General features: G+C 66.8%; 27 protein-coding genes and 1 pseudogene. 12 read left to right on the top strand and 16 right to left on the bottom strand.

The genetic code is table 11. The features are described from left to right. Window positions 1-4: 4 nt before the first annotated feature. The 7 genes and pseudogenes from efpL to ACZ6YI_RS20850 form a co-directional block, all read right to left on the bottom strand. Window positions 5-568, bottom strand: coding sequence for an elongation factor P-like protein EfpL (efpL, locus tag ACZ6YI_RS20880; RefSeq protein WP_440324281.1), 564 nt, complete (start codon window positions 566-568; stop codon window positions 5-7). 30 nt (window positions 569-598) lie between these two features. Then, on the bottom strand, window positions 599-1,366 hold the full coding sequence (locus tag ACZ6YI_RS20875) for an SDR family oxidoreductase (RefSeq protein WP_440324283.1): 768 nt from the start codon (window positions 1,364-1,366) through the stop codon (window positions 599-601). 194 nt (window positions 1,367-1,560) lie between these two features. Then, window positions 1,561-2,124 (bottom strand): GNAT family N-acetyltransferase, encoded by a 564-nt coding sequence (locus ACZ6YI_RS20870; protein ID WP_465780299.1) that lies wholly within the window; start codon window positions 2,122-2,124, stop codon window positions 1,561-1,563. Continuing rightward, window positions 2,121-2,456, bottom strand: coding sequence for a GNAT family N-acetyltransferase (locus tag ACZ6YI_RS20865; protein WP_465780309.1), 336 nt, complete (start codon window positions 2,454-2,456; stop codon window positions 2,121-2,123). The genes ACZ6YI_RS20870 and ACZ6YI_RS20865 overlap by 4 nt, the downstream gene beginning before the upstream one ends. 150 nt (window positions 2,457-2,606) lie before the next feature. Further along, window positions 2,607-3,095: pseudogene (locus ACZ6YI_RS20860) on the bottom strand (GNAT family N-acetyltransferase); the annotation flags it as partial. Between the two features lie 129 nt (window positions 3,096-3,224). Then, the gene (locus tag ACZ6YI_RS20855) at window positions 3,225-4,124 is read right to left on the bottom strand and encodes a hydroxymethylglutaryl-CoA lyase (RefSeq protein ID WP_465780298.1); all 900 of its coding nucleotides are present in this window, start codon (window positions 4,122-4,124) and stop codon (window positions 3,225-3,227) included. Window positions 4,125-4,135: 11 nt separating this feature from the next. Next, window positions 4,136-6,130 carry an acetyl/propionyl/methylcrotonyl-CoA carboxylase subunit alpha gene (locus tag ACZ6YI_RS20850; protein WP_465780297.1) on the bottom strand — a complete coding sequence of 665 codons (1,995 nt, stop codon included), beginning with the start codon at window positions 6,128-6,130 and terminating at the stop codon, window positions 4,136-4,138. Between the two features lie 187 nt (window positions 6,131-6,317). On the opposite strand from ACZ6YI_RS20850, the gene ACZ6YI_RS20845 reads away from it, so the two are divergent. After that, window positions 6,318-6,800 carry an FKBP-type peptidyl-prolyl cis-trans isomerase gene (locus tag ACZ6YI_RS20845; RefSeq protein WP_440324290.1) on the top strand — a complete coding sequence of 161 codons (483 nt, stop codon included), beginning with the start codon at window positions 6,318-6,320 and terminating at the stop codon, window positions 6,798-6,800. A gap of 83 nt (window positions 6,801-6,883) precedes the next feature. On the opposite strand, the gene ACZ6YI_RS20840 is transcribed toward ACZ6YI_RS20845, so the two are convergent. Together ACZ6YI_RS20840 and ACZ6YI_RS20835 are read right to left on the bottom strand one after the other, a co-directional pair. Continuing rightward, window positions 6,884-7,951 carry a phospholipase A gene (locus ACZ6YI_RS20840; protein WP_465780296.1) on the bottom strand — a complete coding sequence of 356 codons (1,068 nt, stop codon included), beginning with the start codon at window positions 7,949-7,951 and terminating at the stop codon, window positions 6,884-6,886. Between the two features lie 135 nt (window positions 7,952-8,086). Then, a complete protein-coding gene (locus tag ACZ6YI_RS20835) occupies window positions 8,087-8,659 on the bottom strand; it encodes an EF-hand domain-containing protein (protein WP_465780295.1) in 573 nt (190 codons plus the stop codon). Between the two features lie 115 nt (window positions 8,660-8,774). On the opposite strand from ACZ6YI_RS20835, the gene ACZ6YI_RS20830 reads away from it, so the two are divergent. Next, complete coding sequence (locus ACZ6YI_RS20830) at window positions 8,775-10,043, top strand: winged helix-turn-helix domain-containing protein (RefSeq protein WP_465780294.1); 1,269 nt, start codon at window positions 8,775-8,777, stop codon at window positions 10,041-10,043. On the opposite strand, the gene ACZ6YI_RS20825 is transcribed toward ACZ6YI_RS20830, so the two are convergent. Next, window positions 10,044-10,514: a hypothetical protein gene (locus ACZ6YI_RS20825; protein WP_465780293.1), complete on the bottom strand. Its 471-nt coding sequence runs from the start codon at window positions 10,512-10,514 to the stop codon at window positions 10,044-10,046. It lies immediately after the preceding gene. Window positions 10,515-10,854: 340 nt separating this feature from the next. Between ACZ6YI_RS20825 and ACZ6YI_RS20820 the strand changes: the two genes are divergently transcribed. The 5 genes from ACZ6YI_RS20820 (at window position 10,855) to ACZ6YI_RS20800 (ending at window position 13,834) form a co-directional block, all read left to right on the top strand. Further along, a complete protein-coding gene (locus ACZ6YI_RS20820) occupies window positions 10,855-11,064 on the top strand; it encodes a cold-shock protein (protein WP_036111834.1) in 210 nt (69 codons plus the stop codon). Window positions 11,065-11,403: 339 nt separating this feature from the next. Then, window positions 11,404-11,607, top strand: coding sequence for a transcription antiterminator/RNA stability regulator CspE (gene cspE, locus ACZ6YI_RS20815; protein WP_440324300.1), 204 nt, complete (start codon window positions 11,404-11,406; stop codon window positions 11,605-11,607). A gap of 105 nt (window positions 11,608-11,712) precedes the next feature. Next, a complete protein-coding gene (locus ACZ6YI_RS20810; RefSeq protein WP_465780292.1) occupies window positions 11,713-12,579 on the top strand; it encodes an alpha/beta hydrolase family protein in 867 nt (288 codons plus the stop codon). A gap of 60 nt (window positions 12,580-12,639) precedes the next feature. After that, window positions 12,640-13,515 carry a pirin family protein gene (locus ACZ6YI_RS20805; RefSeq protein WP_465780291.1) on the top strand — a complete coding sequence of 292 codons (876 nt, stop codon included), beginning with the start codon at window positions 12,640-12,642 and terminating at the stop codon, window positions 13,513-13,515. Window positions 13,516-13,528: 13 nt separating this feature from the next. Continuing rightward, a complete protein-coding gene (locus ACZ6YI_RS20800; protein ID WP_440324306.1) occupies window positions 13,529-13,834 on the top strand; it encodes an Mpo1-like protein in 306 nt (101 codons plus the stop codon). Between the two features lie 26 nt (window positions 13,835-13,860). Here the strand turns inward: ACZ6YI_RS20800 and cqsA are convergent, their stop codons facing one another. The 4 genes from cqsA to ACZ6YI_RS20780 all read right to left on the bottom strand — a co-directional run bounded on the left by cqsA (window position 13,861) and on the right by ACZ6YI_RS20780 (window position 18,220). Next, window positions 13,861-15,120, bottom strand: coding sequence for an alpha-hydroxyketone-type quorum-sensing autoinducer synthase (gene cqsA, locus ACZ6YI_RS20795; protein WP_465780290.1), 1,260 nt, complete (start codon window positions 15,118-15,120; stop codon window positions 13,861-13,863). Between the two features lie 279 nt (window positions 15,121-15,399). After that, complete coding sequence (locus tag ACZ6YI_RS20790; protein WP_465780289.1) at window positions 15,400-16,437, bottom strand: response regulator; 1,038 nt, start codon at window positions 16,435-16,437, stop codon at window positions 15,400-15,402. Further along, complete coding sequence (locus tag ACZ6YI_RS20785) at window positions 16,437-17,819, bottom strand: sensor histidine kinase (protein WP_465780288.1); 1,383 nt, start codon at window positions 17,817-17,819, stop codon at window positions 16,437-16,439. The genes ACZ6YI_RS20790 and ACZ6YI_RS20785 overlap by 1 nt, the downstream gene beginning before the upstream one ends. Before the next feature lie 11 nt (window positions 17,820-17,830). Continuing rightward, on the bottom strand, window positions 17,831-18,220 hold the full coding sequence (locus ACZ6YI_RS20780) for a cytochrome c (RefSeq protein WP_465780287.1): 390 nt from the start codon (window positions 18,218-18,220) through the stop codon (window positions 17,831-17,833). A gap of 65 nt (window positions 18,221-18,285) precedes the next feature. Between ACZ6YI_RS20780 and tcdA the strand changes: the two genes are divergently transcribed. Beyond that, entirely contained in the window at window positions 18,286-19,104 is an 819-nt protein-coding gene (gene tcdA / locus ACZ6YI_RS20775) for a tRNA cyclic N6-threonylcarbamoyladenosine(37) synthase TcdA (RefSeq protein ID WP_465780286.1), read from the top strand. Here tcdA and ACZ6YI_RS20770 read toward each other — a convergent pair. Then, the gene (locus tag ACZ6YI_RS20770) at window positions 19,101-20,159 is read right to left on the bottom strand and encodes an aminotransferase-like domain-containing protein (RefSeq protein ID WP_440324318.1); all 1,059 of its coding nucleotides are present in this window, start codon (window positions 20,157-20,159) and stop codon (window positions 19,101-19,103) included. The genes tcdA and ACZ6YI_RS20770 overlap by 4 nt on opposite strands. A gap of 20 nt (window positions 20,160-20,179) precedes the next feature. Here ACZ6YI_RS20770 and ACZ6YI_RS20765 point away from each other — a divergent pair, with 20 nt between their 5' ends. After that, complete coding sequence (locus tag ACZ6YI_RS20765; RefSeq protein ID WP_465780285.1) at window positions 20,180-20,434, top strand: GIY-YIG nuclease family protein; 255 nt, start codon at window positions 20,180-20,182, stop codon at window positions 20,432-20,434. Here ACZ6YI_RS20765 and ACZ6YI_RS20760 read toward each other — a convergent pair. Continuing rightward, on the bottom strand, window positions 20,416-20,892 hold the full coding sequence (locus ACZ6YI_RS20760) for a DUF3224 domain-containing protein (RefSeq protein WP_465780284.1): 477 nt from the start codon (window positions 20,890-20,892) through the stop codon (window positions 20,416-20,418). The two genes, ACZ6YI_RS20765 and ACZ6YI_RS20760, sit on opposite strands and share 19 nt — an antisense overlap. A 30-nt stretch (window positions 20,893-20,922) precedes the next feature. On the opposite strand from ACZ6YI_RS20760, the gene ACZ6YI_RS20755 reads away from it, so the two are divergent. From ACZ6YI_RS20755 to ACZ6YI_RS20745, 3 genes are read left to right on the top strand one after another with little or no spacing between them, the layout of a single operon-like run. Continuing rightward, complete coding sequence (locus tag ACZ6YI_RS20755) at window positions 20,923-21,780, top strand: 2OG-Fe(II) oxygenase (RefSeq protein ID WP_465780283.1); 858 nt, start codon at window positions 20,923-20,925, stop codon at window positions 21,778-21,780. 60 nt (window positions 21,781-21,840) lie between these two features. After that, complete coding sequence (locus tag ACZ6YI_RS20750) at window positions 21,841-24,090, top strand: M1 family metallopeptidase (RefSeq protein ID WP_465780282.1); 2,250 nt, start codon at window positions 21,841-21,843, stop codon at window positions 24,088-24,090. Next, window positions 24,087-24,995 (top strand): hypothetical protein, encoded by a 909-nt coding sequence (locus ACZ6YI_RS20745; RefSeq protein WP_465780281.1) that lies wholly within the window; start codon window positions 24,087-24,089, stop codon window positions 24,993-24,995. Before ACZ6YI_RS20750 ends, ACZ6YI_RS20745 begins: the two co-directional genes overlap by 4 nt. The last annotated feature ends 156 nt before the right edge of the window (window positions 24,996-25,151 follow it).

The raw sequence follows: 25,151 nt of genomic DNA, 5'->3' as shown, positions 1-25,151 counted from the left end.
TTCATCAGGCGCGGCCCGAGAATTCGCCGGTGAGGGTATTCACCGTCACCTTCTCACCGTTGGTGATGTACTCCGGCACCTGGATCTCGATGCCCGTGCTGAGCTTGGCCGGCTTGTTGCGCTTGGTGGCGCTCGAGCCCTTCAGTTCCGGCGCGGTATCGACCACGGTGAGCACGACGCTGCTCGGTACTTGCAGGCCGACCGGGGCATCGTCGATGACCTGCACGTAGTAGCCCTCGGCATCTTCGACGATGTAGCCGGCGTTATCGCCGACCACGTTCGCGTCGAGCGTGTACTGGGTGTAGTCCTCGTCGTCCATGAAGACGAAGGCTTCGCCGTCCATGTACGAGAACTTGGCCTGGCGGCGGGCCAGGTCGACTTCCTTCAGGTCGTCTTCCGAACGCACGCTCAGGTCGAACTTGCGGCTGCCCGGGATGGAGTAGAGCGTAAAGCGATAGGTGATGTTGCCGCCGCGCGCGCTGGGCGAGCTGCGTTCGATATCACGAACCTGGTACACGGTGCCGTCGTGTTCGACGACGTTACCCTTCTTGACGTCAGATGCTTTCATGGCTTCGATGCCGGTGCTGTGTGGATGGGATTACTTCGGAGCGAGGCGCACTGCGCCGTCGAGGCGGATCGTTTCGCCGTTGACGTAGCGTGCGCCGATGAGGAAGGCGACGAGGTCGGCGAACTCTTCCGGCTTGCCCAGGCGCGACGGGAACGGGATCGACGCCGACAGCGATTCCTGGACCTGCGGCGGCATGCCATCGACCATCGGGGTCCAGAAGATACCCGGGGCGATCGTGTTCACGCGGATGCCGAAACGGGAGAGTTCGCGGGCCATGGGCAGCGTCATGCCGACGACGCCACCCTTGGAGGCGGAGTAGGCGGCCTGGCCGATCTGGCCTTCATAGGCCGCGACCGATGCCGTGTTGACGATGAGGCCACGCTCGCCGTCTTCGCCAGCCGTATTGCCCTGCATGAGCTGCGCGGCGGCCTTGGCGACGTTGAAGCTGCCGATGAGGTTCACCATCACGGTGGTGCTGAAGGTGGACAGCGGCATGGGGCCTTCCTTGCCCAGCACGCGGCCCGCGCCGAGGATACCCGCGCAGTTCACCACCAGGTTCAGCCCACCCATGGCCTGGGCGGCGGCGGCGACATTGGCGGTGACACCCTCTTCGGAGGTGACGTCGGTGCGCTGGAAGCTCGCGTGCCTGCCGAGCGCGGCGACGGCGGCCTGGCCTTTTTCTTCGTTCACGTCGAAGAGGGCGACCGAGGCGCCGGCGGCGACGAGGCGCTGGGCGACGGCATGGCCGAGACCGGATGCGCCGCCGGTAATGACGGCCTTGACCTGATCGAGCTGCATGGAAACTCCGGGGATGCGGGTGAAAACGCCGAGTTTAGCCGAGCCGGCGCGTCAGGCGCTGCCGCGCCGCCGCAAAAGTGAGCTGGCCGTGCTCGGACCGTGGGAGCGCGCTTGCGCGCGATGGGTGTACGGCAAGCACCCATCGCGTGCAAGCACGCTCCCACAGCCCGCTCCCACAAGAAGGGCGCCGCGCATCAGCCCAGCAGGTCATCCAGGCCGCCCTGGGCGGCCAGCGTGGCGAACGGGACGACGGGTACCGGCGGTACCGCGGGTTCGCTCATGAACTTGCTCCACACGCCCACGTCCCACCAGCGGCCGAGCTTGTAGCCGGCCTTCGGCCAGACACCGGCGGGCGCGAAACCCATGGCTTCGTGCATGGCGACGCTGGTGTCGCCGGGCAGGGTGATGACGCCCACGGCCTGGTTGATGCCCTGGCGCTGCATGGCGTCCAGCAGCACCGCATAGAGGCGGCGGGCGATGCCGCGGCGGCGCGCCTTCTCATGGACATAGATGGAGGTCTCGGCGATCCAGTCATACGCGGCGCGCTCACGGAAACGACCGGCGTACGCGTACGCAATCACTTCGCCTTCCTCTTCCCACACGAGCCAGGGGTGGTTGCGCAGGCGCGTCCGGATGCGCTCGGCCATGGCCGCTTCACCCGGCAACTCGGTTTCGAAGGTGATGGCGCTGGTTTCGACGACCGGCGCATAGATGGCGTGGCAGGCGGCGGCGTCGGCTTCGGTGGCAATGCGGATCACAGGGGTTTTTCCATGAAGATGCTTCCGGGGTGGGCGTGATGATCGCCGAAGGGCGGGCAGCGCCGATAGCCGGAGCGCTCATACAACTCGATCGATTCCAGCTGGGCCGTGCCGGTTTCCAGGCGAACCAGCCGGCCGCCCGCCGAGCGCACCTGCGCCTCGAGCGCTTCGAGCATCTGTTTGCCCAGCCCCATGCCGCGGCATGCCGGGAGCACGTACATGTATTTGAGTTCCACGTAGTCGCCCACGTCCAGGGCCGCGCCGCAGGCGAGCGGAATCCCGTCGACGCGTGCGGTCATGAACGTGACGTGCGGCCGCTGCAGGCTTTCCACGGTAACGGCCGGCGACACCGGGTGCCGGTCCAGGTCGGAGAGGTAACCGTGGAGCTGTTCGATGAGCGGCAGGACATCCGCACGTGCCGGGTCGTCAATTGCGAAGGCGAGTGACGGCGGCCTAGGTGCGACGATGAGATCGCCATCGTTGAGGCTGCGCAGGTAGAAGCGGTCGCAGCTGAAATGCCCGGTACCGCCCATCGGCGCATCGATCCGGGTGAAGCCATGGCGGAGGTAAACCGCCTGTGCCGCATCCATGCCGGTGAGCGTTTCGAGATAGCAGCGGGAAAAGCCTTCGCGACGGGCGGCATCGAGGCAAAGCCGCATCAGCCGCGAGGCAGCGCCCGTGCCGCGCGCGGCTGGCAGGAAGTACATCTTGCGCAGCTCGCAGGTTTCCGCGTCACCACCCTCGAGCGGCGCGATGCCCGCGCCGCCGGCCACCTTTCCATCGATCTCGACGACGAAGTACGCCTTGCGGTCGCCCGCATACGCGGCGGACATGTGGTCGACCTCGGGATCGTGGATGGCGAATCCTGGCCCGTCAGCACCGAACTCGGGCATGACGGCGCGGATCACCGCGGCGACCTGGGCATCGTCGCGGGGTTCGATGGGGCGGAGGAGGGGGTCTGAGGAGGCCATGCGCCGATGCTGCCATGGGCGAGGGCGTGGCGTCACCGGGCCGCGGGGGGAATCGCGCGCAAGCGCGCTCCCACAAGATCACGGCCGCGGATCCTTGTGGGAGCGCGCTTGCGCGCGATCCAGCCTGCCTCAGGCCGCCGTGCGCGCCCGCGTCACGCGGCTCGCGGTGTCCTTGCCCAGCTGCGTGGCCAGCCACGCGCCGACCTGCACCAGCTTGTCGAGGTCCACGCCGGTGGTCATGCCCATGCCATGCAGCATGTACACCACGTCCTCGCTGGCCACGTTACCGGTCGCACCCTTCGCGTACGGGCAGCCACCGGTGCCGGAGACCGCGCTGTCGACGACGCGCACGCCTTCTTCCAGGCACGCGAGGATGTTGGCCAGGGCCTGGCCGTAGGTATCGTGGAAATGGACGGCCAGCGCGGCCATGGGCACTTCGCTGGCAACGGCGCGCAGCATGGCGCGTGCCTTCGCGGGCGTACCCACGCCAATGGTGTCGCCCAGCGAAATCTCGTGGCAGCCGAGGTCATGCAGGCGCTTTGCCACGCGGACCACGTCCGCGACGGGAACCTCGCCCTGGTACGGGCAACCCAGCACGGTGGAGACATAGCCGCGCACCGCGACGCCGTCGGCACGCGCGCGCTCCATCACCGGCACGAAGCGATCGATCGATTCGTCGATGCTGGCGTTGATGTTCTTCCGGTTGAACGCTTCCGAGGCCGCGGTGAACACCGCCACCTCCGTCGCTCCGACCTCGCGCGCACGCTCGTAACCCTGCAGGTTGGGTACCAGCACGGGATACACCACGCCGGCGGCCTTGCGGATGGCCGTGAAGACCTCGGCGGCATCGGCCAGTTGCGGCACCCACTTCGGGCTGACGAAGCTCGTCGCCTCGATGGTCTGCAGGCCCGTCTCCGAAAGACGGTCGATCAGTTCGATCTTCACCGCGGCGGCGAGCATCGCCTTTTCGTTCTGCAGGCCATCGCGCGGGCCGACTTCGACGATGCGGACGTGGTTCGAGGTGTTCATGCGAGCTCCGGTCAGGCCGATTCGGCGAAGCGGACGAGGACGCTGTCGGCGTCGACGAAATCGCCCTGCGCGGCCGATATCGATTCGATGCGGCCGGCACGGGGTGCCTTCAAGGCCAGTTCCATCTTCATGGCTTCCATCACGAGCAGTTCCTGGCCTTCTTCCACCGTATCGCCCGGGGCGGCGCGCACCAGCACGATGCGGCCGGGCATGGGCGCGACGACGTGGCGCGCGGTATCGCCTGCCGCACCGGCCCAGGCGAACGCGGGTGCGCGTTCAAAGGTCCAGCGGGCGCCTTCGGCGTCGTGGACGCGAACCCGCGGGCCGGTGGCGACCAGCGGGATGCGCTGGGCGTGTTCGTCGAAGCGTGCGGACAGGGCATCGCTGCCGAGGCGCGCTCCCGCCACCGTGGCCTGGGCATCGCCCTGGCGCAGGACGTAATGCCCGGCGTGGCCGTGGGCATCGATCTCGTGGCGGGTCTCGCCCTCCATCAGCGCGACGACGCGCTTGCCGGGATGGCCGAGGCGCCAGGCGTCGGCGGCGCCCCACGGCGAATGCGGATCGTGTGCCGCGTTGCGGTGCTCGGCCTCGTCGGCCATCAGCATGGCCACCGCGGCGGCGAACCGTTCGGTATCGCCCGCACGGCTATCGGCGGCGAGGAATTCATTGAGGTGGCGATCGAGGTAGCCGGTGTCGATACGGCCCTCGACGACCACCGGATGGCGGACGAGGCGCTCGAGGAAGGCCACGTTCGACTTGGGCCCGACGATCTCGGTATGCGCCAGCGCATCGCGCAGGCGCTCCAGTGCGTCGGCACGGTCTTCGCCGTAGACGATCAGCTTGGCGATCATGGGATCGTAGAAGATCGTGACCGTGTCTCCGGCGACCACGCCGCCATCGAGTCGCACGTGCCGCGACGGCGCGGGCAGGGTAAGCGCGAGCAGCTTGCCCGAGCCCGGCAGGAAGTTCGCCTCCGGGTCCTCCGCGTAAAGGCGCACTTCGATCGCGTGGCCACGGGCGTGCACCTGCTCCTGCGCGAGCGGCAGCGGCTCGCCGGCGGCGACACGCAGCTGCCATTCCACCAAGTCGAGCCCGAGCGTTTCCTCGGTCACCGGGTGCTCGACCTGCAGGCGCGTATTCATCTCCATGAAGAAGAATTCGCCATCCTGGCCCACGATGAATTCGACCGTGCCGGCGCCGACGTAATTCACGGCGCGCGCGGCGGCGACCGCGGCGGCACCCATGCGCGCCCGTCGGCCCGCATCGAGGAAGGGCGACGGCGTTTCCTCGAGCACCTTCTGGTAACGGCGCTGCGCCGAGCACTCGCGTTCGTTGAGGTGGATGATGTTGCCGTGGGTGTCGCCGAACACCTGGAATTCGATGTGGCGCGGGTGCTCGACGTAACGCTCGAGGATGACGCGGGTGTCGCCGAAGGCATTGGCGGCCTCGCGCTGGGCGGACGCCAGCGCCTCGGCGAACGCCGCGGCGTCGCGCACGATGCGCATGCCCTTGCCACCACCACCGGCGGCCGCCTTGATCATCAGCGGGAAGCCGGTGCGCCCTGCCTCTTCAGCGAGGTGCGCGGGATCCTGGTTCGCGCCGTGGTAGCCGGGTACGAGCGGCACCGCGTGCGTTTCCATGAGCGCCTTGGCCGCGGCCTTGGAACCCATGGCGTCGATGCTCTCCGGCAACGGCCCGATGAAAACGATGCCTGCAGCCGTACAGGCGCGAGCAAAATCCGTGTTCTCGGAAAGGAACCCATACCCCGGATGGATGGCCTGCGCTCCGGTTTTTCTGGCGACCTCGATGATCGCGTCGCCGCGCAGGTAGGACTCCGCCGGGCGGGGGCCACCGATCGGCCAGGCCTCATCCGCCAGGCGGACGTGCTGGGCGTCGGCGTCGGCCGTGGAGTACACGGCGACCGTGCGGATGCCCAGGCGGCGGCAGGTCCGGATCACGCGGCAGGCGATCTCACCACGGTTGGCGATCAGAATGCAGTCGAACATGGGGCTCCCTGTGACGCAGCGTGGGGTAGGGGAAAGCCCGCGAAATTAACAGATTGTGCCCTCGCGGCGGGTTGCGCCGCAGCATCCGCCCACCTTGCCGATTTGCACCCGGCGGAGCTGTCCCCTAGCCTTGGAGGGCACGGAGGCGCCTCCTGCCTTCATCCCCCCCTCCCAGAGCGAGAAATTCATGCAGATCGGCAATCGCAACGTCGTTTCCTTCCACTACACGCTGACCGACGACCAGGGCACCGTCATCGATAGCTCGGAAGGTCGCGAGCCGCTCGCCTACATCCATGGCGAAGGCCACATCGTCCCGGGTCTGGAGAAGGCGCTGGAAGGCAAGCAGGCCGGCGACCAGTTCAAGGTCGACGTGATCCCGGAAGAGGGCTACGGCCCGCGTCACCCGGAACTGATCCAGGTCGTGCCGAAGGCGGCGTTCCAGGGCGTCGATAACCTCGAGCCGGGCATGCAGTTCCAGGGCCGCAACGACCAGGGTTCGATCAACGTCACGGTCTCGAAGATCGAAGGCGATAACGTCACCGTCGACGGCAACCACCCGCTCGCTGGCCAGACCCTGCACTTCGCGGTGGAAATCACCAACGTGCGTGAAGCCACCGACGAAGAGCTGCAGCACGGCCACGTGCACGGCGAGGGTGGTCACCACCACTAAGGCCTGCGTGGCCTGAATCGCGCGCAAGCGCGCTCCCACAACAGCCGGCTATACCTGTGGGAGCGTGCTTGCACGCGATGGCGTCAGTACCAGTCAAGCAACGACACACCCACGCCGAGGTACGTAGCCCGGTGGTTGTAGTCGATCAGGCTCTCGCCGTATCCGTTGAACACCTCGAGATAACCACGCAGGTTGTTCACCACCGGGAAACTCCACGTACCACGTAGCGAGCCGTGCGAACGGTCTCCCGTACGGAACGAGTGCCGCGCCGTCAGCGCGAACTCGTTGCGCCCCACTTCGTGGACGACCTGGATTTCGCCCCGGCCCATGTAATCCTCGATGTCCGGGTTGTCGTCGTCCTTGCGCGCCTCCGGGATCCGCCACCACGGCCGCAGCATCACCGTCCAGCCTTCGCGCTCGAAGCCCACGTCGGCGACGACGCGGTTCCAGCTGCGCGAGAGCGGATCGGCGCGGCCATTCGACTGGTGGTTGATGCCGATGCTCGCGAGCCGGCCATCCCAACCCAGGATGTTGTAGTGCGTGCTGAAGACGAGCAGCGCTTCCGGCTCGTAGTTCGTCTCGCGGAACGGGCGCGAGTTGTCCTTGTTGTAGACCTGCCAGCGCGATGACTGGGTGTAACCGACCCACAGGTCGCCGTTGTCGCCGAAGAGGTTTTCCACGGCCTTGGTCTTCAGGCTGATCTGGAACTTCGCCTCGACGTTGTCGAGCTTCTGTGGCGTCGTGACCGTGTGGTCCGGGGCAGGGCTGTGCGGCGTATCGTTCTGGTTCGTGGTACCGAAGAACGGCAGGACGTACGTTGGCTTGTAGCCACGCAGGTTCAGCGTGCCCAGCTTGGATTCCGGCGAGAGTTCCCACCGGCTGTCGAGCAGCGAAAGCGGCCGGGCCACGTTGCCCGAGTCACGCGTGGCGAGGTCGACGCTCACCGAGTTCGCCTTCTGGTCTTCCTTCTTCGCGGCCTGGGGCATCTGCGTGCGACCCACGGCCTTGTCGTAGCAAAGCAGGCGCTGCGAGTCGGTTTCGATCGCGGAGCACGCACGGATGTCCATGGGACTCGGGTTCTGCGCGAGCGCCTGCGCGACAGGCAGGCAGGCGAGGACGCCAAGCGCGCCTACGGCATGGATTCGTTTCATCTTCAGTAACTCCCTGGGACCAGCCGGCACGGCGACCCGGGAGTTTATCTGCCGCAAACGTGTGAAGAACGTGCAAACGCGAGCGCGTTCAGCAAACAAGGCGGGAAGCGGCGCGGCCGCTTCCCGCCATGGTGCTTACTGGCCAGCGCCCGAATGCGCGACCCACTTCTGGTACTCGGCCTTGCTGATGCGGCCATCGCGGTTGCTGTCGGCGTACTGGAAGTCATTCGCCAACAACGGATAAGCCGACGCCTGCTCGGCGGTGATGTAACCCTTACCGCCCGAGAGCGTGGCGAAGTCGGGGGCGGGGCCAGCCGGCTTGGCCGGAGCCGGGCCACTGTTCACCTGGACCTGACCCTGCGGCGTGGGCATCGTGGTGCCGCCGGTCATGCCGGCGGTGCCGGTATCACCACCCGGGGGCGGCGGCGGGGGCGGGCCCGGGGGAGCCGGCGGCGGGGGAGGCGGCGGAGGCGGCGCTGCCGCAGCCGGTGGCGGCATGCCCGGGCTCGCCGGGTTATCGGCCGGCGGCGGCGGAGGCGTGGCCTCGCCCGGCGGCGGGGGCGGCAGTGCCTGCGACGGATCCGCAGGCATCGTCTGGCCGGGCGGCGGAGGCGGCGGCGTCTGGTTGGCGGGGGCGGTCTGGGCGAACGCCGCGCCTGCCAGCAGCAGTGAAGCGCCGAAGGTCACGGCGCGTACTTGCATCTTCATCGAAAGCCTCCGTTAGGTAGCGTGGTAGGGCATCGCAAGGCATGGCCTGCGACCTCATTGCCGACGCTAGCAAGGAGCGATTTAATGGTGGCCCAACTGCGAAAAGGCCTCCACCGTGGCGTCACGCGTATCCGACGAGACCTCCACAGGCAACGTGATCCGGCTCTCGCACCGTTCCGCGCAGCTGCTCCACCTCGCTGCACAGGGGCTGCTCCAGCGGGCCACGCGCAAGGCGCGCAAGGCGGATGTTCCCGCGGCGATCGACCGCATGGGCCTGCTGCAGATCGATACGATCAACGTGGTCGCGCGCAGCCCTTACATGGTGCTGTTCTCGCGGCTTGGCGCCTACCGGAACGAGTGGCTCGATGACGCGCTCGCCGATGGCCATCTCGCCGAAGCATGGGCGCACGAGGCGTCATTCGTGCCATCGCGCGAATTCCATTTTCATCGCGACTACCGGCTTGGCCGCGCGGGGCACTGGGCGCAGAAGCTCGCCGAGCGCACGCACGCCGAAGCGCGCAACGACATGGATGCGCTGCTCGCGCGGATCCGCAGCGAGGGCGCGCTGCGCGCTTCCGACTTCGAGCGCGACGCGCCGGCGAGCAAGGGCTGGTGGGGCTGGAAACCCGAGAAGAAATGGCTCGAAGCGTGGTTCGCCCTCGGCCAGCTGATGGTGCTGCGGCGCGAACGTTTCCAGCGGGTCTACGACCTGGCCGAGCGTGTCACCTCACGCTGGCCCGTACCTCCGCCGGAGGGCGCGCTGGACGAAGCGGTCGTGCGCACGCATTTCATCGCGCGCAGCGTGCAGGCCCTGGGCATCACCCGCGCGCGCTGGATCGCGGATTACTTCCGGCTCAAGCCGCGGGTTACGGACGCCGAGCTGGCTCCGCTGGTCGCGGAAGGGACCCTGCTGCGCGTCGATGTGGACGGCTGGGACGAACCTGCGTACGTCCACGCCAGCCACGCGGGCCTGCTGGAAAGGGCGGTCGCGAATACCCTTCGCGCCACGCGTACAACGCTGCTCTCCCCGTTCGATCCGCTCGTGTGGGATCGTGCGCGGGCCCAGGAACTGTTCGGCTTCGAATACACGATCGAGTCGTACACGCCCGCGGCCAGGCGTCGTTTCGGGTACTACGTGCTGCCGATCCTGCATCGCGGCCGCCTCGTGGGCCGGCTTGATGCGAAGGCGCATCGAAACGACGGCCTGTTCCAGGTACTCGGTGTCTGGATCGAGGAAGGCGTGAGCCTCACGCCAGCCTTGATCGAAGACGTCGCGATGGCGATCTGCGAATGCGCGGCGTGGCATGGCACGCCGCGCGTATCGATCGAGGGCGCGCAGCCGAAGGGCTTGCGCATGCAGCTCAGGCTGGCATGCGCCGCCTGATCAGCGGGTGGAAGCCGGAGCGGGCGTGTCCGCGCAGGACTTGCCGTGCAGGGCGTCCTTCAACTGGTTAGCCAATGAGGTACAGCGGTTCTGCAGCTGGTCGCGCATGTCGGGGTCCTGGGACTGGCGCAGCAGGCTCTCGCGCATCATCTCGTAGCGCGGCTCGATCTGATCGCGGGCGAAGATCCCCGCAGCGAGGTGGCAGGTCTTGTAGCTGGCCAGGTATTCATCGCAGGCGGCGATGCCGGTGCTGCTGGGCAGGGGGCCGCCCTTGGCGGCGGCTGCGGCGGTCGTACCCTTCGCGGCAGGCACCTTGGTGACGCTGGTGGTGGCGGTCTTCGTGGTCGACTGCGAAGACGGGCTGGCCGTCACGTTCTGGGTCGTCGCCGGCTTCGGCTTGTTGTCCGAGCAGGCGGCCAGGGCGATGGCGCAGATGGCCAGCGGGGCGAGGCGGTTGAGAATGGATGCCATGGTGTCGGTTCCCCCTTTGCGGAGCAGGTTCGATGGTGGACGGGAATCGCACCGGGGGGTGCGACGCGACCAACGATTTGCCCGATTACGGGTGAACGTAACGTTATTGCGTTAGCACGAACGGGAAACCCGGGTAAACGGCTCCATCGCTATTTTCCGCGGGGACAGGTATGATCCGCCCGCTGTGTTTGCCGGGGTCATAGAGTTCCGTTGACCCGATGCCGCTGATCACGGATCTGCCACATCGCTTCGCTCCTCGCGTTTCCTTGCACACCAGTAAGCGGCAACTATCTAAAAGTTGCTGGTTATTCAATTAGTTATTCCGTTTGGAGTGTTACATATGTCGGATCGTGAAATCGGCACCGTGAAGTGGTTCAACGACGCGAAGGGCTTCGGCTTCATCTCGCGTGAGAACGGCCCGGACGTTTTCGTCCACTTCCGCGCCATCCAGGGCAACGGCTTCAAGTCGCTGGCCGAAGGCGAGAAGGTCTCCTTCAAGGTCGTCAACGGCCAGAAGGGCCTGCAGGCTGAGGAAGTCCAGAAGGCCTAAGCCTTCGGACAACCGTCCTGTCTGAAAGAGCCCGGCGCAAGCCGGGCTCTTTTTTTGCGTGCAAAGAATGAAAATGTCCTAGGAAATTCGCTGATTTCGCATTTCCTTCACGCCTACGCGCGTGATCGGTGTCAAAAAAACGTCCTGTGTAGGCATTCCCCTACAGAATCCACGAAGAATGTGGTTATGATCGGTCGTACTGTGTTTGCGCGGTCACGAGAGTGGCCCGATGTGCGCGCGTTCGTTGATCACGCTCCATCGCCTCACCCGGTCCTGCATGCCCAGTAAGTCGCCGGCTTTCGAGCCGGGTTTTCGAGTGCGAGTCTAGAGGTGTGTGTGATGGCAACAGGTACGGTGAAGTGGTTCAACGATGCGAAGGGTTTCGGCTTCATCACCCAGGACGGTGGTGGCCCCGACGTTTTCGTGCATTTCCGTTCCATCCAGGGCAACGGCTTCAAGTCGCTGCAGGAAGGCCAGAAGGTCGAGTATGAAGTGACCCAGGGCCAGAAGGGCCCGCAGGCTGACAACGTCAAGCCCATGTAATGCCCTTGCGGCTGGCTCCGTCCAGCCGACCTTGCAAGAACGTTGGCTCCCCCGGCCCCCTGTCGCCGGGGGAGCTTTTCCATTTTAAGGCCCCGGAAAGTTCGCATGAGTGAGCCCGATACGGTCGGGGGGCGCTCGGTCATGCCGTTGCGCATGGCTGACGGCGCGCGAGCCGACCTGTTGCTGTTCAGTCCGCCTGGCGCGCCGCGTGCCGCATTGCTCTGGGTGCCCGCCCTCGGCGTGGCTGCGCGCCACTACGAGCCGCTGGCACAGGCGCTTGCGGACCTGGGCGTCGCGGTGGGCATCCACGAGTGGCGGGGGCATGGCTCCAGCGACCAGCGGGCCGACCGCCGTTCGAACTGGGGTTACCGCACCCTTATCACCGACGACCTGCCGACCAGCCTCTCCGCACTGGCTAAGGCGTTTCCAGGCGTCGGGTTGTGCGTGGGCGGGCATAGCCTCGGCGGCCAGCTCTCGACGTTGCTCGCGTCGGTCACGGACCTGGACCTCCACGGGATCATCCTGGTCGCCAGCGGCGCACCGTACTGGCGCCGCTTCCATCCATGGGTGGGGCTGGCCTATGTCGCCGCGCCGGCGCTCGCCCGGCTGGTCGGCCGGCTGCCGGGTCGGCAGATTGGCTTTGGCGGCAACGAGGCGCGCGGCGTGATCTCGGATTGGGCGCGCAGTGGGCGCACGGGTCGCTACGCCGCGCGCGGGATGTCCACGGACCTCGAGGCTGCCTTGCAGGGCCAGCGAGCGCCGGTGCTTGCGCTGCGCCTGCGCGACGACTGGCTCGGTCCGGAAACCTCGCTAGCCTTCCTGCTGGACAAGATGCCTCGCGCACCGTGCCGCACGGAGGTCATCGGTCCGGACGAACTCGCCGGCGCGAAGGCGGACCATTTCGCCTGGATGAAGGTGCCTGTGCCGATCGCCTCGCGCATCCACGACTGGCTTTCCGCGACTACCTCTTAACGTGCAAGGCATGCCGACGCGCATGCGCTAACCTGCGCGCATGTTCAACGGAGTTACGCCATGACCACCGACTTCATCGAAGGCAAGCAGCGCGACCTTGGCGACGGCTTCAAGGTGCGCCGCATGCTGCCGCACCTGAAGGCACGCCACGTCGGCCCGTTCGTGTTCTTCGACCAGATGGGCCCGGCCGATTTCGGTGAGGACAGTGGCATGGATGTGCGTCCGCACCCGCATATCGGCCTGGCGACGGTCACCTGGCTGTTCGACGGCGCGATCAGGCACCGTGACTCGCTCGGCAGCCTCGTGGATATCCACCCGGGCGATGTGAACTGGATGACCGCGGGCCGCGGCATCGTGCATTCCGAGCGCACACCGCCGGATGAGCGGCACCACGGCCAGAAGCTGCATGGCATCCAGGTGTGGGTGGCCCTGCCGAAGAACCATGAGGAAATGGCGCCGGAGTTCCACCACCACGCCGCGGCCGAGCTGCCTAAGGTCGATGTCGATGGCGGCCGCCTTGTCGTCATTGCAGGCGAAGCGTTCGGCGTGACCTCGCCGGTGCGCGTGTTCGCACCGATGTTTTTCGTGGAGGCGCGCCTGCGCAAGGGAGCACGCATACCGATGCCCGCGCAGCACGCGGAATGGGGCGTGTATGTGGTCGAAGGGTCCGCGCGGTTCGATGGGCTCGCTTTGAACGCGCTGGACATGGCCGTAGCCCACGACGGCGAACCGCCGGTGCTCGAAGCCACCGAGGATGCGCTCGTCATGCTGTTTGGTGGGGCGCCCCTCGATGGCGAGCGGCATCTGTGGTGGAATTTCGTCGCCAGTTCGAAGGAACTGATCGAAGCCGCCAAGGCTGACTGGTCCGGTCACGCGGGGCGGTTCCCCATCGTCCCGGGTGATGAGCACGAACGCATCCCGCTCCCTACCTACTGACGCGGAGCCGTCCATGGCCACCTTCGCCTCATTCCGCGAGTTCTATCCGTTCTACCTTGGTGAGCACGCCGATGTGCGCTGCCGGCGCATGCACTTCGCCGGTAGCCTTGTCGTACTTGCCGCCCTGGTGCTTGCGTTCGCGACCGGCCACTGGGCTTGGTTGTGGCTGGCACCCGTGGGTGGCTACGGGTTTGCGTGGATTGGGCACTTCATCTTTGAGAAAAATCGCCCAGCGACGTTCAAGCATCCGCTCTACAGCCTGATGGGCGATTGGGTGATGTTCTGGGACATCCTGCGCGGGCGCGTCACGCTCGGGTAGCGCTGGCGGACGCGCACCACGCAGGCTCAGGCGACTTCGGCCGCGGCCCGTGCTTCCTCCTTGCGCAACCGACGTGTCGCGCTCCACGCGGGCAGGTCCAGGTCATCCCGCGCGGCGCGGCAGGCATCCAGCAGGTGTTCCACCGCGCTGTCGTCCATGCCGGCGTTCAACGTAAGGCGCAACAGCGAACGGTTCACCGTGGTGGCCGGCGCGCTGAACACGGATCCGAAGACGCGGTGTGTCTCCATGACATCGCGGACGTGCCCCGTGAGGATTTCCTGTCCCGCTTCGAAGGCAATGATCTGCTCGGTCCCGTCGCCGATGGGAAAGCCCATGGCGGTGAGCTCGCGCCGGACGTGGCGGGTCACTTCGCGCAGGCGCTGGCGGCGCCAGCCTTCGGTCTGGATGACCTTGTGCGAGGCCGACATACCGGCGAGCTCATGGGGAAGCAGCGACGAGCTGAAGATCGCGGGGAGCGCCTCGCAGCCGAAGTAGTCCTTGAAACGGGTGGTGCACGCGATGAAGCCCGCACGCGAGCAGTACGCCTTCGCGAGGCTGGCGGTGATGAAGTGCACCCGGTCATTCAGGCCAAGGCTGGCGACGAGGCCCTCGCCACGCGCGCCGTGCGTACCGAGCGAATGCGATTCGTCGACGACGAAGACGCAACCGTGGGCTTCGGAAAGATCGGCGATATCGAGCAACGGCGACAGGCTGCCGTTGGTGCTGTAGACGCTATCGACCACGATGACGCCGGGGCCGTGGCGCAGCAGTTGCCGTTCCAGGTGCTGCACGTCGTTGTGCAGGACGGAGACGGCCTTGGCACCCGCGCTGCGGATGCCTTCCCAGAGCGACGCGTGGGCCAGCATGTCCACGTACACCGGGACGCGCTCACCGGCGATGGACTGGATGAGGCCCACGTTGGCCGCGAATCCGGACTGGGCAAGGATGCCGTCTTCCGTGCCGACAGCCCGGGCGAGTTCGCTCTCCACGCGGTGCAGCGGTTCGTCGGCATCCTGCTGGAACAGGGCCGACATCATCATGCCGAGGCCGCCGGAGGCGAGGGCATCCCGTTGTGCTTCGACGATCGCGGGGTGGCCCGCGATCGCGAGGTAGTCATTGCTCTGCAACATCAGGTCATCCGGCCGCGGTTTGCGGCCGCGCAAAATGTGACGACCGCCCCAGTCGATGGCGACGCGTTCGCGGTGAAATTGTTCGACGCGGCGCTGGACGAAGTCGGGAAGCTGCGGGGCACGGGCAATGGGATGCAGGACGGAAACGTTTTCCATGGCGTGGCTTTCTCTCGTTGGTTAAGGACAGGCGATATCCACGGCGTCGTCTCACGACGACACGCGCGCGCCGGCCTCGCCTGGGGCAGGCGCGAAAACGAGAGAGGCAATCCGCGCCGGCCAAAGGGCCTGGGCGCGAGCCCTGCCAGGTTGAAGGAGATCGCGCGGCCGCACCCTGGCCGCCGCCGCGATCACCTGGCGAGCATATAGGCACACGCGTCCCATGGTGCCGGTGTATCCGGCAGCCAGGGGATCAGCGCGTGGTCGTTCGGGTCAGGGTCAGATAAAGCGCGGGCGGCTATCGGCGGACAGGCTCAGGTCCTGCTCGCGCAGCCAGCTGCGGTATGACTTGACGTGCTGGAGGCGGAAACGCTCCACGTCATCGATGAGGGCGTAGTAGTACCACTGCTCGCCCGATACGGCGGTTGCGGGATACATGTGCGACTCCGGGTTCTCCACGCCCTTGTGGTAGAAGCCGTCCCGCGAATTGAACCAAGGCAGGGCCTCGCCACTGCGCAGGGCCTCGAGCACGCCCGGGGGCGCGCCCAGGTCCGAGGCGATCTCGTAGTGCGTCCGCAGGTCCTCGTCGGTCTGGACCAGCAGGAACCGGCCGATGCCCCACGCGTCAACCAGCAGCAGGCCCGTCGGGTTGCAGTGGACGTAACACTCGACCGGCTGGAACGTGGCGGTGACGCTCTGCAGCACATCGCGGAACGCGGGGTCACGCAGGAAGCGGAAGTTGCCCAGCGCCAGCGTTTCGGCCACGAACGCGCTGGCCCGTTCGAAATAGCGCCGCTGCAGTTCCACGATGGCGGTCTGCAGCTTTTCGATGGCCAGGGGGTCGTTCTTGCGGATGAAGCGATCGATGACGCCCGAATTGAAGGCGTCGATGGCCGTGGCGTCGTCCGCCCGGCCTGTCAGCAGGATCTTGCCAATATGCGGATTCGGCAAGCGCTTGCAAAAAGTAATGCCGTCCATTTCCGGCATGGCCTGGTCGACCACGACGACCGAGATCTCGGCGAACCGCTCGGGGTCGTAGACGACCCGGTGGATCGAATCGATGTCCAGGGCGACCAGTTCCTGGGTCTCCGAGGGCCGGTCCTTCCAGCGGTAGAGCCAGCCACCGCCGGGCACGGGACGGCTGCCGTTGTTGCCCAGGGTGGCCAGGGCGCTGCGCGGCGAACTGAACGTGCGGACCCGGACCATGGGGTCGAGCAGCAACGGGACGACGTCGAGGTATTCCTCGTGGTCATCCACGAGCACCGTGGTCGTCGGGAAATGGAAGGGCTGGATATCGCCCTGCGAGTTCAGCGTCATCACTGCCGGACCCCGGCCTCCGTAATCGGGAACGTAAGGGTGAATTCCGTGAACTCACCCAGGTTGGTGCGGCAAACGATGCCTCCGCCCATATGCTCCATCGCCGCGCGACAAAAAGCGAGACCTATCCCGAGGCCGGTGATGTTGCCCGTGCCGGCGCTATCGCTGGAATAGGAATAAAAACGATTGAAAATACGGGGAAGTACGTCCGGCGGTATGCCTGGGCCGGTGTCGTGGACCCGGACGTGATTGCCGTTTTCGCCTGCTTCTATATACACCCGGATCTCTCCCTTGCCCGCCCGGTCGGTATGGAACAGGGCGTTACGGAGCAGGTTGAAGAGCACATGGACCACCAGGGTCTCCTCCCCCAGGAGGGGAAAATCGCCCGTGGGGGAGAGGGTAATCCGTTCCCGCTCGGCGCGGGAGCCATAGGGGAAGCGGCGCAGGGCCTGTTCGACGCACTCGCGCGCACCCAGCAGGGTCAGCGGGACCTCGCCGATGGGCCGGGCGGAGAGCAACAGCATGTCGATGATGGTGTTGGCGTAGGTCACCTCCCGCTCCATCACCCCGATGCTGCGCTCCAGCGCATGCAGGTTCTGGGCGCGCATCTCGGGAACGGCCAGCCCCTCGCCCTCGGCCAGGCGATGGCTGCGGATGAGGTCGGGCATGTAGCGCGCGACCGCCCGGGCGGCAATGCGCAATGAGCCCAGCGGGGTCCGTAGTTCATGGGCAATGTTGTTCGAGGTGGCGGTCAGCGCGTCGATCCGGCTTTGCTCCGCCATGTTGGATGACACCGTGCAGGTGGCGCCGCCCACGATGCCGAACAGCAGCAGGGGGATGTATTCCAGCATGGTCTGTGCGTGCAGCTGCGCGCCGGGCGAGAGCAGGAAGGCCACGCTGGCGAGGATGCTGCCGACGCTGAACACGAGCAGGAAGCTGGCGATATCGAACAGCATCATCAGCAACATGACGCAGGCCATGTGGGTCATGAGCCAGGGCGGCGTCGCATTGCGCAGGGTCATGTAGCCCACGAAGAAGGGCATGGCCACCGTCATGGCGAAGTACCAGTAGGTGGGCAGGTAGGCGCGCAGGCGCCGTGGCCACCAGGGCAGCAACGCCAGCGGGATGAACGCGGCGCTGCACGCCAGCCGCATCGGCAGGTTCTCGTACGGCTGGGGGAAGAGGTAGGCCCAGATCGGGTAATACACGGCGAGGGAGAAGCTGCCCACCACGCCGATCGCCACCATCTTGGGCTGGGAATAGCGCGTCCGCAGCCACATCGTGGTCTCGAAGCGAGCCAGCGCGCGCAGCAGCAGCCACAGCTGCAGCTTCAGGTAGGGCTGGCGCGGCGGTGGCTGTTCGTCCGGGGCGGGCATGGACATCAGGCGCGGGCTCAACGGTAGCGCTGGTGGCAGGCCGAGCAGGCATCGCCGACCGGTTTCAGGGCCGCGACCAGCGCTTCGCAGGTCGCCGGCGGTGCGGCGGTCGCCGCATCGAGCGCCGTCACGAGCCGCGCGGCGTCCTCGCCGAAGCCCGGCTCCATGCCAGGAAAGGCCTCGCCGATATCCCCGGCCGTCTGGCGCAGGCGCTGGAGGCGGACGGCGGAGCCCTTGGCATCGCACTGGTTCGCCCGCACGTTGGCGCGGAGCGCGCCCATGTGGTGCTGCATCACCGCCATGACACCGGCATGGAACGGGGTGGCCTGGCGCAGGGCCGAGATGGCGAAGGTGGCGCCCAGCGCGCCAACGGCAAGGCCCAGCACGACAAGGAGCAGCGCGCGCATCGGTTTTCCATGGCTTAGCGTGGCCGCCAGCATAGCGGACAGGCCTGTTGTTTCAATATGAGATAATGCACATCCAACCCCACCCCGAGATTCACGTGAGTACGGCCCAGGCCGAACGATTCGCCGGCATCGAGCGGCTGTATGGCCGCGGCTCCCTGGACCGCCTCGCCCACGCGCACGTCTGCGTGATCGGCATCGGCGGCGTGGGCTCGTGGGCCGCGGAAGCGCTGGCGCGCAGCGGCATCGGCCGGCTGACCCTGATCGACGGCGACGACGTCTGCCTGTCGAACACCAACCGCCAGTTGCATGCGCTGGATGGCCAATACGGCAAGCCCAAGGTCGGCGTCATCGCCGAGCGCGCGCATGCGATCAACCCGACGATCCGGCTGGAAGCCATGGAGCGCTTCCTGACGCCGTCGTCGCTGGATGAGCTGCTCGATCGCAACTACGACGTCGTGATCGATGCCTGCGATGCGCTGAAGGTCAAGCTGGAGACGATCGTCTGGTGCCGGCGCCGCAAGGTGCCGCTGGTGACGGTGGGTTCCGCCGGCGGGCGCACTGACCCGACGGCGATCCGCGTGCGCGACCTGTCGCGCACGGAGCATGACGCCATGCTCAGCATGATCCGCAAGCGGCTGCGCCAGGAACACAACTTCCCGCGCAATCCCGATCGCTTCTTCGGCGTGTCGGCGGTCTATTCGCTCCAGAACGTGCAGTACCCGCAGGCCGATGGCAGCGTGTGTGGCGTGCGCCCGCCGGGTAGCGATGCATTGAAGCTGGATTGCGGTGGCGGCCTGGGTGCCGCCACGCACGTCACCGGTGCATTCGCCTTCGCAGCCGTAGGCAAGGCGCTGGAAAAGCTGACCGCGGTGAAGAAGGCCTAGAGCACCGCGGCCAGCGCCGCGAGGCCCTGTTCCAGTCGCGCGGGCCCTTCTTCAGCGCCAAGGCATACGCGCAGGCCCCGACCGATGCCACCCTCCGCGTTGAACGGAACGGGTGGCGTCACCAGCACGCCCGCCGCGCGTGCGCGCTCATACACGTCGTCGGCATCGTCGCGTGGCAGCCAGGCATGCATGCCGCCATTGGTCCGCAGTGCGCCGCCGAGGATTTCGCGGGCGAGCATGTTGCGATCGCGCATGGAGGCGGCGAGCGTGTCGAGGAGGCCATCGGCCGTGCCATCGGCCATCCAGCCGGCAACGATGGCGGGCAGCAACGGGGCCAGGCCGTCGGTCGCAAGCTGGATCGATTCGGTGAGGCGGAGGTGGGTCGCTTCGTCCGGCGCCAGCAGCCAGCCGATGCGCAGGCCGGGTCCGAGCACCTTGCCCATGCCGCCGGCATGCAGCACCCGTTCCGGGGCGAGCTCGGCCAGTGCGGGCAATGCGTCGCCACCCTGCCAGCCCATCGCGGCGTATACATCGCCCTCGATCAGCGTGAGGTCGAGCCGGCGCGCAACCTCGACGATCGCTTCGCGGCGCGCCATCGACATCGTGCCGGTGGTGGGGTTGTGCAGCGTAGGCTGGACGTACGCGATGCGTGCACCCGTGCGGTGTACCGCGTCCTCCAGGGCATCCGGGCGCATGCCTTCGTCATCCACCGCGACGGCCGCGGGCCGCACCCCGTGCGCGAGTACGCCGAGGCGGAAGCCGTGGAACGTCAGCTCTTCCATCAGCAGGGTGTCGCCGGGATCGCAGGTCTCTTCAAGGGCCAGCACCAGGCCGTGCCGCGCGCCGATCGTCAGCACGAGCCGGCGCGGGTCCACGGCGGTGAACCCGCCATGCCTGCGCATCCAGCCGGCGATCGCCTCGCGAACGGCCAGGCCACCCTCGGGCGCCGGGTAGCCGAGCAGGCGGTCGTCCAGGGGGAACGTGGCGAGTGCCTCGCGCAGCCGCGCGGTGGGCGCAGCGCGCAGGGGGAGGTTTACGGCGAGGTCGTAGCTCATGGGGGCGGTATGCTTTGGCTATGTGGTACGTCTATCTGATCGAATGCCGGAACGGCAGCTGGTACGCCGGCATCACCAATGACCTCGAGGCCCGCTACGCCGCACACGTGGCCGGCAAGGGCGCGCGCTATACGCGCGCCAACCCGCCGGTGAAGCTGCTGGGTGCGCGGCCGTTCGCCGACCGCTCGGCCGCATCGCGTGCCGAACACGAGGTGAAACGGCTGCCCAAGGCGAAAAAGCTGGCCTGGCTCGGGGATCAATCGGGCAAGGTGTAGCTGAAGTCGTAGCTGTGCGTGCCATCGGCGGCGATGTCGATGGTGAAGGTTCCCGCGATGCCCTTCAGCTCGTCCGAGCCGGTATCCGGCACGATCGTGATCAGTAGCTCGCGGCCACCATTGGCCTGCACGCCCCGATGGGCGAGGGCGAAGCTGCCTTTCCTGCCGTCGACGGTGCCGCTGAAGCGCTCGACGGCCACGTAGACCCCGGAGTCGGTCTTCTCGACGCTGGACGCGGTGAGCATCGTCCCCTTGGAGGTCCCGAGCATGCCGCCGTGGAAGGTTTTCTCCAGGCTCATCTGGCCCAGTACCGATCCCGGCCCGGCATCGGGCTGGCCGGTGGGCGCGATCTTCACGTCGAAACGGCCCTTGGCGTGGTGCGTCATGCTGGCTCCCCAGGCAATGGTGGCGAAGGCGGACAAGGCGACGATAAGCGACGTGCGGACGATGGACTGCATGGAACCCCCGGGTCAATGCACAATGGCAGCATGCAAGCACGCAGACATACCAAGGTTACGCCGGATTGGCACCGCTGGATTGGCGAAGCGCTGGCGGGCGGCAATGCGCCCGCCGACCTCCTCGCCACCATGAAGGAGCATCAGTTCGATGAGCGCGTGGCCCGCGAGGCCATCGCCGACGCAGTCTTCGGTGGCGCGGCGCCTCCGGCGTCCGTCGAAGCGGGTGGCAGCGACTTCACGAGCCGGCTGGTGCCAGGCCACGTCATCCGGACGCCGGATCGCGACATCCGGGTGCTCGTGCGCGTGGCGCGGCCCGTCATCGCGGTGCTCGACAACGTGCTGGACGACGCGGAATGCGACGGCATGGTGGCGATGGCGCGCTCGCGCCTGGCCCGTTCGGCGGTGGTAGCACCGGATTCGGGCAGCAACACGGTGATGGATATCCGCACGAGCGAAGGCGCGTACTTCCACCGGGCGGAGAACGAACTGGTCCAGCGTATCGACGCCCGTACCGCCGCGATCATGCAGCTCACCGAGGAGCACGGCGAGGGCCTGCAGGTCATGCGCTATGGCGTCGGCGGCGAGTACATGCCGCACTACGATTACTTCGCACCCGACCAGAAGGGCAGCGCGCCACACATCGCCACCGGCGGGCAGCGCGTATCCACGCTGATCATGTACCTGGACGACGTGGCAGCCGGCGGCGAGACCATTTTCCCGCGCATCGACTTCAGTTACGTCCCGCGCAAGGGCCAGGGCCTCTACTTCGAATACGCCGCCGCCGATGGCTCGCTGGACCCGCTCTCGCTGCACGGTGGCGCGCCGGTGATCGCCGGGGAGAAGTGGATCGTCACCAAGTGGATGCGGGAACGTCCTTTCGCTGGCTGAAGGCTTGACGGCAACGCGTGACCTCAGCAATCTCGCTGGATTAAAGGGGAGGGTTCACGCATGCGCCGCGAGGCAGCCAGGGTTGTTCGTTTTGTCATGGCGGGCGCATTTTCCTGCGCGACCGCCGCATGGGCACAGAGCCCGCCGCCCGCCACCCCCCAGGCTCCGGCTGTCAGCGCGCCGGCCGCCGCGACCTCGGTAGCCCCACCGGCGGTGCCGGTCGAAATCCCGTTCGCCTCGCCGCATGCCGCCTTCGTGCGCACGCCCAGCGCGCCCACCGCATGGGGCGGCCCGCGTACCGGCAGCGAAGCCACGCTCTCGGACCGCGTGGTGTCCTACCGCATCCAGGCCCGGTTCGATGCGGACAAGCATGCCGTCGATGGCCAGCAGCAGCTGACCTGGCGCAACCGCAGCGACCGGCCGGTCGCCGCGATCTTCCTGCACCTGTACCTCAACGCCTTCGAAGGAGAGGGCAGCACCTTCTTCACCGAACGCAACGTGCTGGCGCGCGGAGGCGACACCCGTGGCGTCGGCAAGGTCAAGAAGGGTGAATGGGGTTACATCGACCTGCAGCACGTCGAGCAGGATGGTGCGTCGTTGAAATGGACCTTCGTGCACCCGGATAACGGCCCGGCCACCGACCACACCGTCGTCCGGGTGGATCTGGCGCAGCCGGTCCCCGCGGGCGGCAGCGTCACCCTGGATATGGCGTTCCACAGCCAGTTGCCCCGGGTCATCGAACGCACGGGGTACGTGGGCAAGTTCAACCTGGTCGCCCAGTGGTTCCCCAAGATCGGCGTGCTTGAGCTGCCAGGCGAGCGGGGCGCTACGGAGCCGCGCTGGAACGTCCACGAGTTCCACTTCAACAGTGAGTTCTTCGCCGACTTCGGCGAGTTCGATGTGCGCATGACCGTGCCCAAGGCCTACACCGTGGCGGCCGTGGGTGAGCAGCAGGGTGATCCGGTGCCGGAAGGCAACGACCTGACCTGGCACTTCATCCAGGCCGATGTGCACGATTTCGCCTGGATGGCCGCGCCCGATTTCAAGACGATCGAAACGACCTGGAACGGGCCGGGGAGCCCGGCCGTGAAGGTCAAGGTGCTTTACCCGGCGGAATACGAGATCGATGCGAAGCCGGTGCAGAAGGCGACCACGGATTCGCTGACCTATTTCTCCAACACGCTCGGCCCGTATCCCTACAAGACCGTGACCGCCGTCGTGCCGCCGTTCAACGCCAGCGAGGCGGGCGGCATGGAGTACCCGACGTTCTTCACGGCGGATTACGCGAAGGACTACAAGCACGGCAACCTGTCGGAATGGTTCATCGATTTCGTGACGATCCACGAATTCGGCCACGGCTATTTCTATGGCCTGCTGGCGTCCAACGAGTTCGAAGAGCCCATGCTGGACGAGGGCCTGAACGAGTACTGGGACGACCGCATGCTGCGCGAACGCAAGCAGGATGTGTGGCTCACCAAGCCGCTCTGGCAGTTCTTCGGCGTACAGCCGCCGATCGGTGTGTTCCAGCTTGAGCGCATGATCGCCACGCTGAACCACCCGGGTGACCCGCTGGGCCAGAACTCATGGGATCGCCTCTCGAGCGGGCAGTACAACACCGTGTACTCGCGCACGGCCACGGCCATGCACGATCTGGAAGAGCGGCTGGGCAAGGACGTGACGGAGAAAGCTTTCCGCCAGTACTACGCCACCTGGCATTTCCGCCACCCGTCCATCGGCGACCTGCAGGCCACCCTTGCCGAAGTGTCGGGCAAGCCCGAGGTCGTCGCGCAGGTGTTCGAGCAGTACGTCTACGGTACCCATCGCATCGACGATTCGGTGAAGGACCTCACCAGCGACGAAGTGCTGCCGCTCGCCGGCGTGTCCATGAAGGACGGCAAGCGCGTGGAGCTTTCCAGCGACGACAACGACGATGCGATCGAGAAGCAGCGCGATGCCTGGAAGAAGGCGCACCCGGACGCGAAGGAGGGCACCGGGCCGTTCCCGTATCGCACCATCGTGACGGTGTGGCGCGATGGCTCGCCCGTGCCGCAGGTGCTGAAGGTGACCTTCGCCGACGATTCCGTGGAAACCGTGCGCTGGGACGACCAGCGGCGCTGGGCGCGCTTCGTGTTCACCAAGCCGGTGAAGGCGAAGTCGGCCGAGCTGGATCCGGAACAGAAGATCTACCTCGACGCCAACAAGCTCAACGATAGCCGCACGCTGGAGGCGAACCACGCCGCCACGCGCCGCTGGACCTCCGATTTCGCCGCCCTGTTCCAGGGCATCTACAGCCTGCTGGTGACCCTATGAACGGCCAGGTCAAACGTTCCGCCTTCGCCGCGCTGGGTGCCGGCGCACTGGGTGGCCTGCAGTGGCGGGTGATGCTGCTGTGGATCCTGATCACCCTGCTGCCGACGCTGGTCGTGGCGCTGCCTTTCTGGAGCCTGCTGGATGGGATGCTGGGCCATAGCGTCCACGCTGATCGCTACGCCAGCCACTTCGAGGGCTTGATGTTCACCGACGTCATGGCTGGCCTGCGTGACAACCACTGGACGGGCATGGCGTTCTTCGGCGGCGTGTTGCTTACGCTTGCGATCTCGCCGTTCCTCACCGGCATGGTGGTGGCGGGCGGCCGTGCGGGCCGGGCGCTCAGCTTCGGCGCACTGCTGCAGGGTGGCGCCACGGAATACGGCCGCATGCTGCGCCTGCTGATCCTTTCGCTGGTGCCGTATGTCCTGTTCGGCATGGCGGCGAACGGTTTGTCGTCGTTCGCGGCGGACAAGGGTGACGCGGCGTTCCTGGAGTCTGATGCGGATATGTGGGCTCACGTTGCGTTGGGCGTGACGCTGCTGGTGTTCGTGATCGTGCAGTGCATCGTGGAGTCGGCGCGCGCGGCGTACATCGCGGATGTGACGTTGCGTTCGGCATTCCGTGCATTGGGCCGGGGCTTCATGCAGTTCATCCGCCGGCCGTTCGGTACGTTGCTGGTGTATCTGGTGATTACGCTGGTGGGTTCGATCCTGGCGCTGTTCATCGCGTCGTGGCGCGGGCATACCGTCGCGGCGGGCAGCGGCACGCTGGTGGCGTTCCTGATCGTGCAGGTGGGGGTGATCGTGGTGGCGTGGATGCGCACGTCGCGCTTGCTGGCGCTGGCGCGCCTGGCCAACGTCAACGCGCACCGCCGCCGCCGCACGGATTTCGCGCCGGCGTTGTAATTGGATCATTCGCTTGCGCGAATGCGTGTTTTGTCGAGCGGGCTCGCCTTCGGCTTCGCGGTGCTCGGCTTCGCCATCGCGTTAGCGCTCTGACGTCTCTGGAAAGAGCCCTTGGCGCCCACCCTCGCTGCTCAGACAGGTCCTCGTCGTTCGAAA

Source organism: Luteibacter sp. NPDC104163 (assembly GCF_055584245.1).
This window is presented reverse-complemented; position numbering and strand designations above follow the sequence as displayed.

Bases quoted from the DNA above. Each gene is read 5' to 3' on its own strand.
- efpL (WP_440324281.1), bottom strand. From the start codon at position 568: ATGAAAGCATCTGACGTCAAGAAGGGTAACGTCGTCGAACACGACGGC.
- ACZ6YI_RS20875 (WP_440324283.1), bottom strand. From the start codon at position 1,366: ATGCAGCTCGATCAGGTCAAGGCCGTCATTACCGGCGGCGCATCCGGT.
- ACZ6YI_RS20855 (WP_465780298.1), bottom strand. From the start codon at position 4,124: ATGAACACCTCGAACCACGTCCGCATCGTCGAAGTCGGCCCGCGCGAT.
- ACZ6YI_RS20850 (WP_465780297.1), bottom strand. From the start codon at position 6,130: ATGTTCGACTGCATTCTGATCGCCAACCGTGGTGAGATCGCCTGCCGC.
- ACZ6YI_RS20845 (WP_440324290.1), top strand. From the start codon at position 6,318: ATGCAGATCGGCAATCGCAACGTCGTTTCCTTCCACTACACGCTGACC.
- ACZ6YI_RS20840 (WP_465780296.1), bottom strand. From the start codon at position 7,951: ATGAAACGAATCCATGCCGTAGGCGCGCTTGGCGTCCTCGCCTGCCTG.
- ACZ6YI_RS20835 (WP_465780295.1), bottom strand. From the start codon at position 8,659: ATGAAGATGCAAGTACGCGCCGTGACCTTCGGCGCTTCACTGCTGCTG.
- ACZ6YI_RS20825 (WP_465780293.1), bottom strand. From the start codon at position 10,514: ATGGCATCCATTCTCAACCGCCTCGCCCCGCTGGCCATCTGCGCCATC.
- ACZ6YI_RS20820 (WP_036111834.1), top strand. From the start codon at position 10,855: ATGTCGGATCGTGAAATCGGCACCGTGAAGTGGTTCAACGACGCGAAG.
- cspE (WP_440324300.1), top strand. From the start codon at position 11,404: ATGGCAACAGGTACGGTGAAGTGGTTCAACGATGCGAAGGGTTTCGGC.
- ACZ6YI_RS20810 (WP_465780292.1), top strand. From the start codon at position 11,713: ATGAGTGAGCCCGATACGGTCGGGGGGCGCTCGGTCATGCCGTTGCGC.
- ACZ6YI_RS20805 (WP_465780291.1), top strand. From the start codon at position 12,640: ATGACCACCGACTTCATCGAAGGCAAGCAGCGCGACCTTGGCGACGGC.
- ACZ6YI_RS20800 (WP_440324306.1), top strand. From the start codon at position 13,529: ATGGCCACCTTCGCCTCATTCCGCGAGTTCTATCCGTTCTACCTTGGT.
- cqsA (WP_465780290.1), bottom strand. From the start codon at position 15,120: ATGGAAAACGTTTCCGTCCTGCATCCCATTGCCCGTGCCCCGCAGCTT.
- ACZ6YI_RS20790 (WP_465780289.1), bottom strand. From the start codon at position 16,437: ATGACGCTGAACTCGCAGGGCGATATCCAGCCCTTCCATTTCCCGACG.
- ACZ6YI_RS20785 (WP_465780288.1), bottom strand. From the start codon at position 17,819: ATGTCCATGCCCGCCCCGGACGAACAGCCACCGCCGCGCCAGCCCTAC.
- ACZ6YI_RS20780 (WP_465780287.1), bottom strand. From the start codon at position 18,220: ATGCGCGCGCTGCTCCTTGTCGTGCTGGGCCTTGCCGTTGGCGCGCTG.
- tcdA (WP_465780286.1), top strand. From the start codon at position 18,286: ATGCACATCCAACCCCACCCCGAGATTCACGTGAGTACGGCCCAGGCC.
- ACZ6YI_RS20770 (WP_440324318.1), bottom strand. From the start codon at position 20,159: ATGAGCTACGACCTCGCCGTAAACCTCCCCCTGCGCGCTGCGCCCACC.
- ACZ6YI_RS20765 (WP_465780285.1), top strand. From the start codon at position 20,180: ATGTGGTACGTCTATCTGATCGAATGCCGGAACGGCAGCTGGTACGCC.
- ACZ6YI_RS20760 (WP_465780284.1), bottom strand. From the start codon at position 20,892: ATGCAGTCCATCGTCCGCACGTCGCTTATCGTCGCCTTGTCCGCCTTC.
- ACZ6YI_RS20755 (WP_465780283.1), top strand. From the start codon at position 20,923: ATGCAAGCACGCAGACATACCAAGGTTACGCCGGATTGGCACCGCTGG.
- ACZ6YI_RS20750 (WP_465780282.1), top strand. From the start codon at position 21,841: ATGCGCCGCGAGGCAGCCAGGGTTGTTCGTTTTGTCATGGCGGGCGCA.
- ACZ6YI_RS20745 (WP_465780281.1), top strand. From the start codon at position 24,087: ATGAACGGCCAGGTCAAACGTTCCGCCTTCGCCGCGCTGGGTGCCGGC.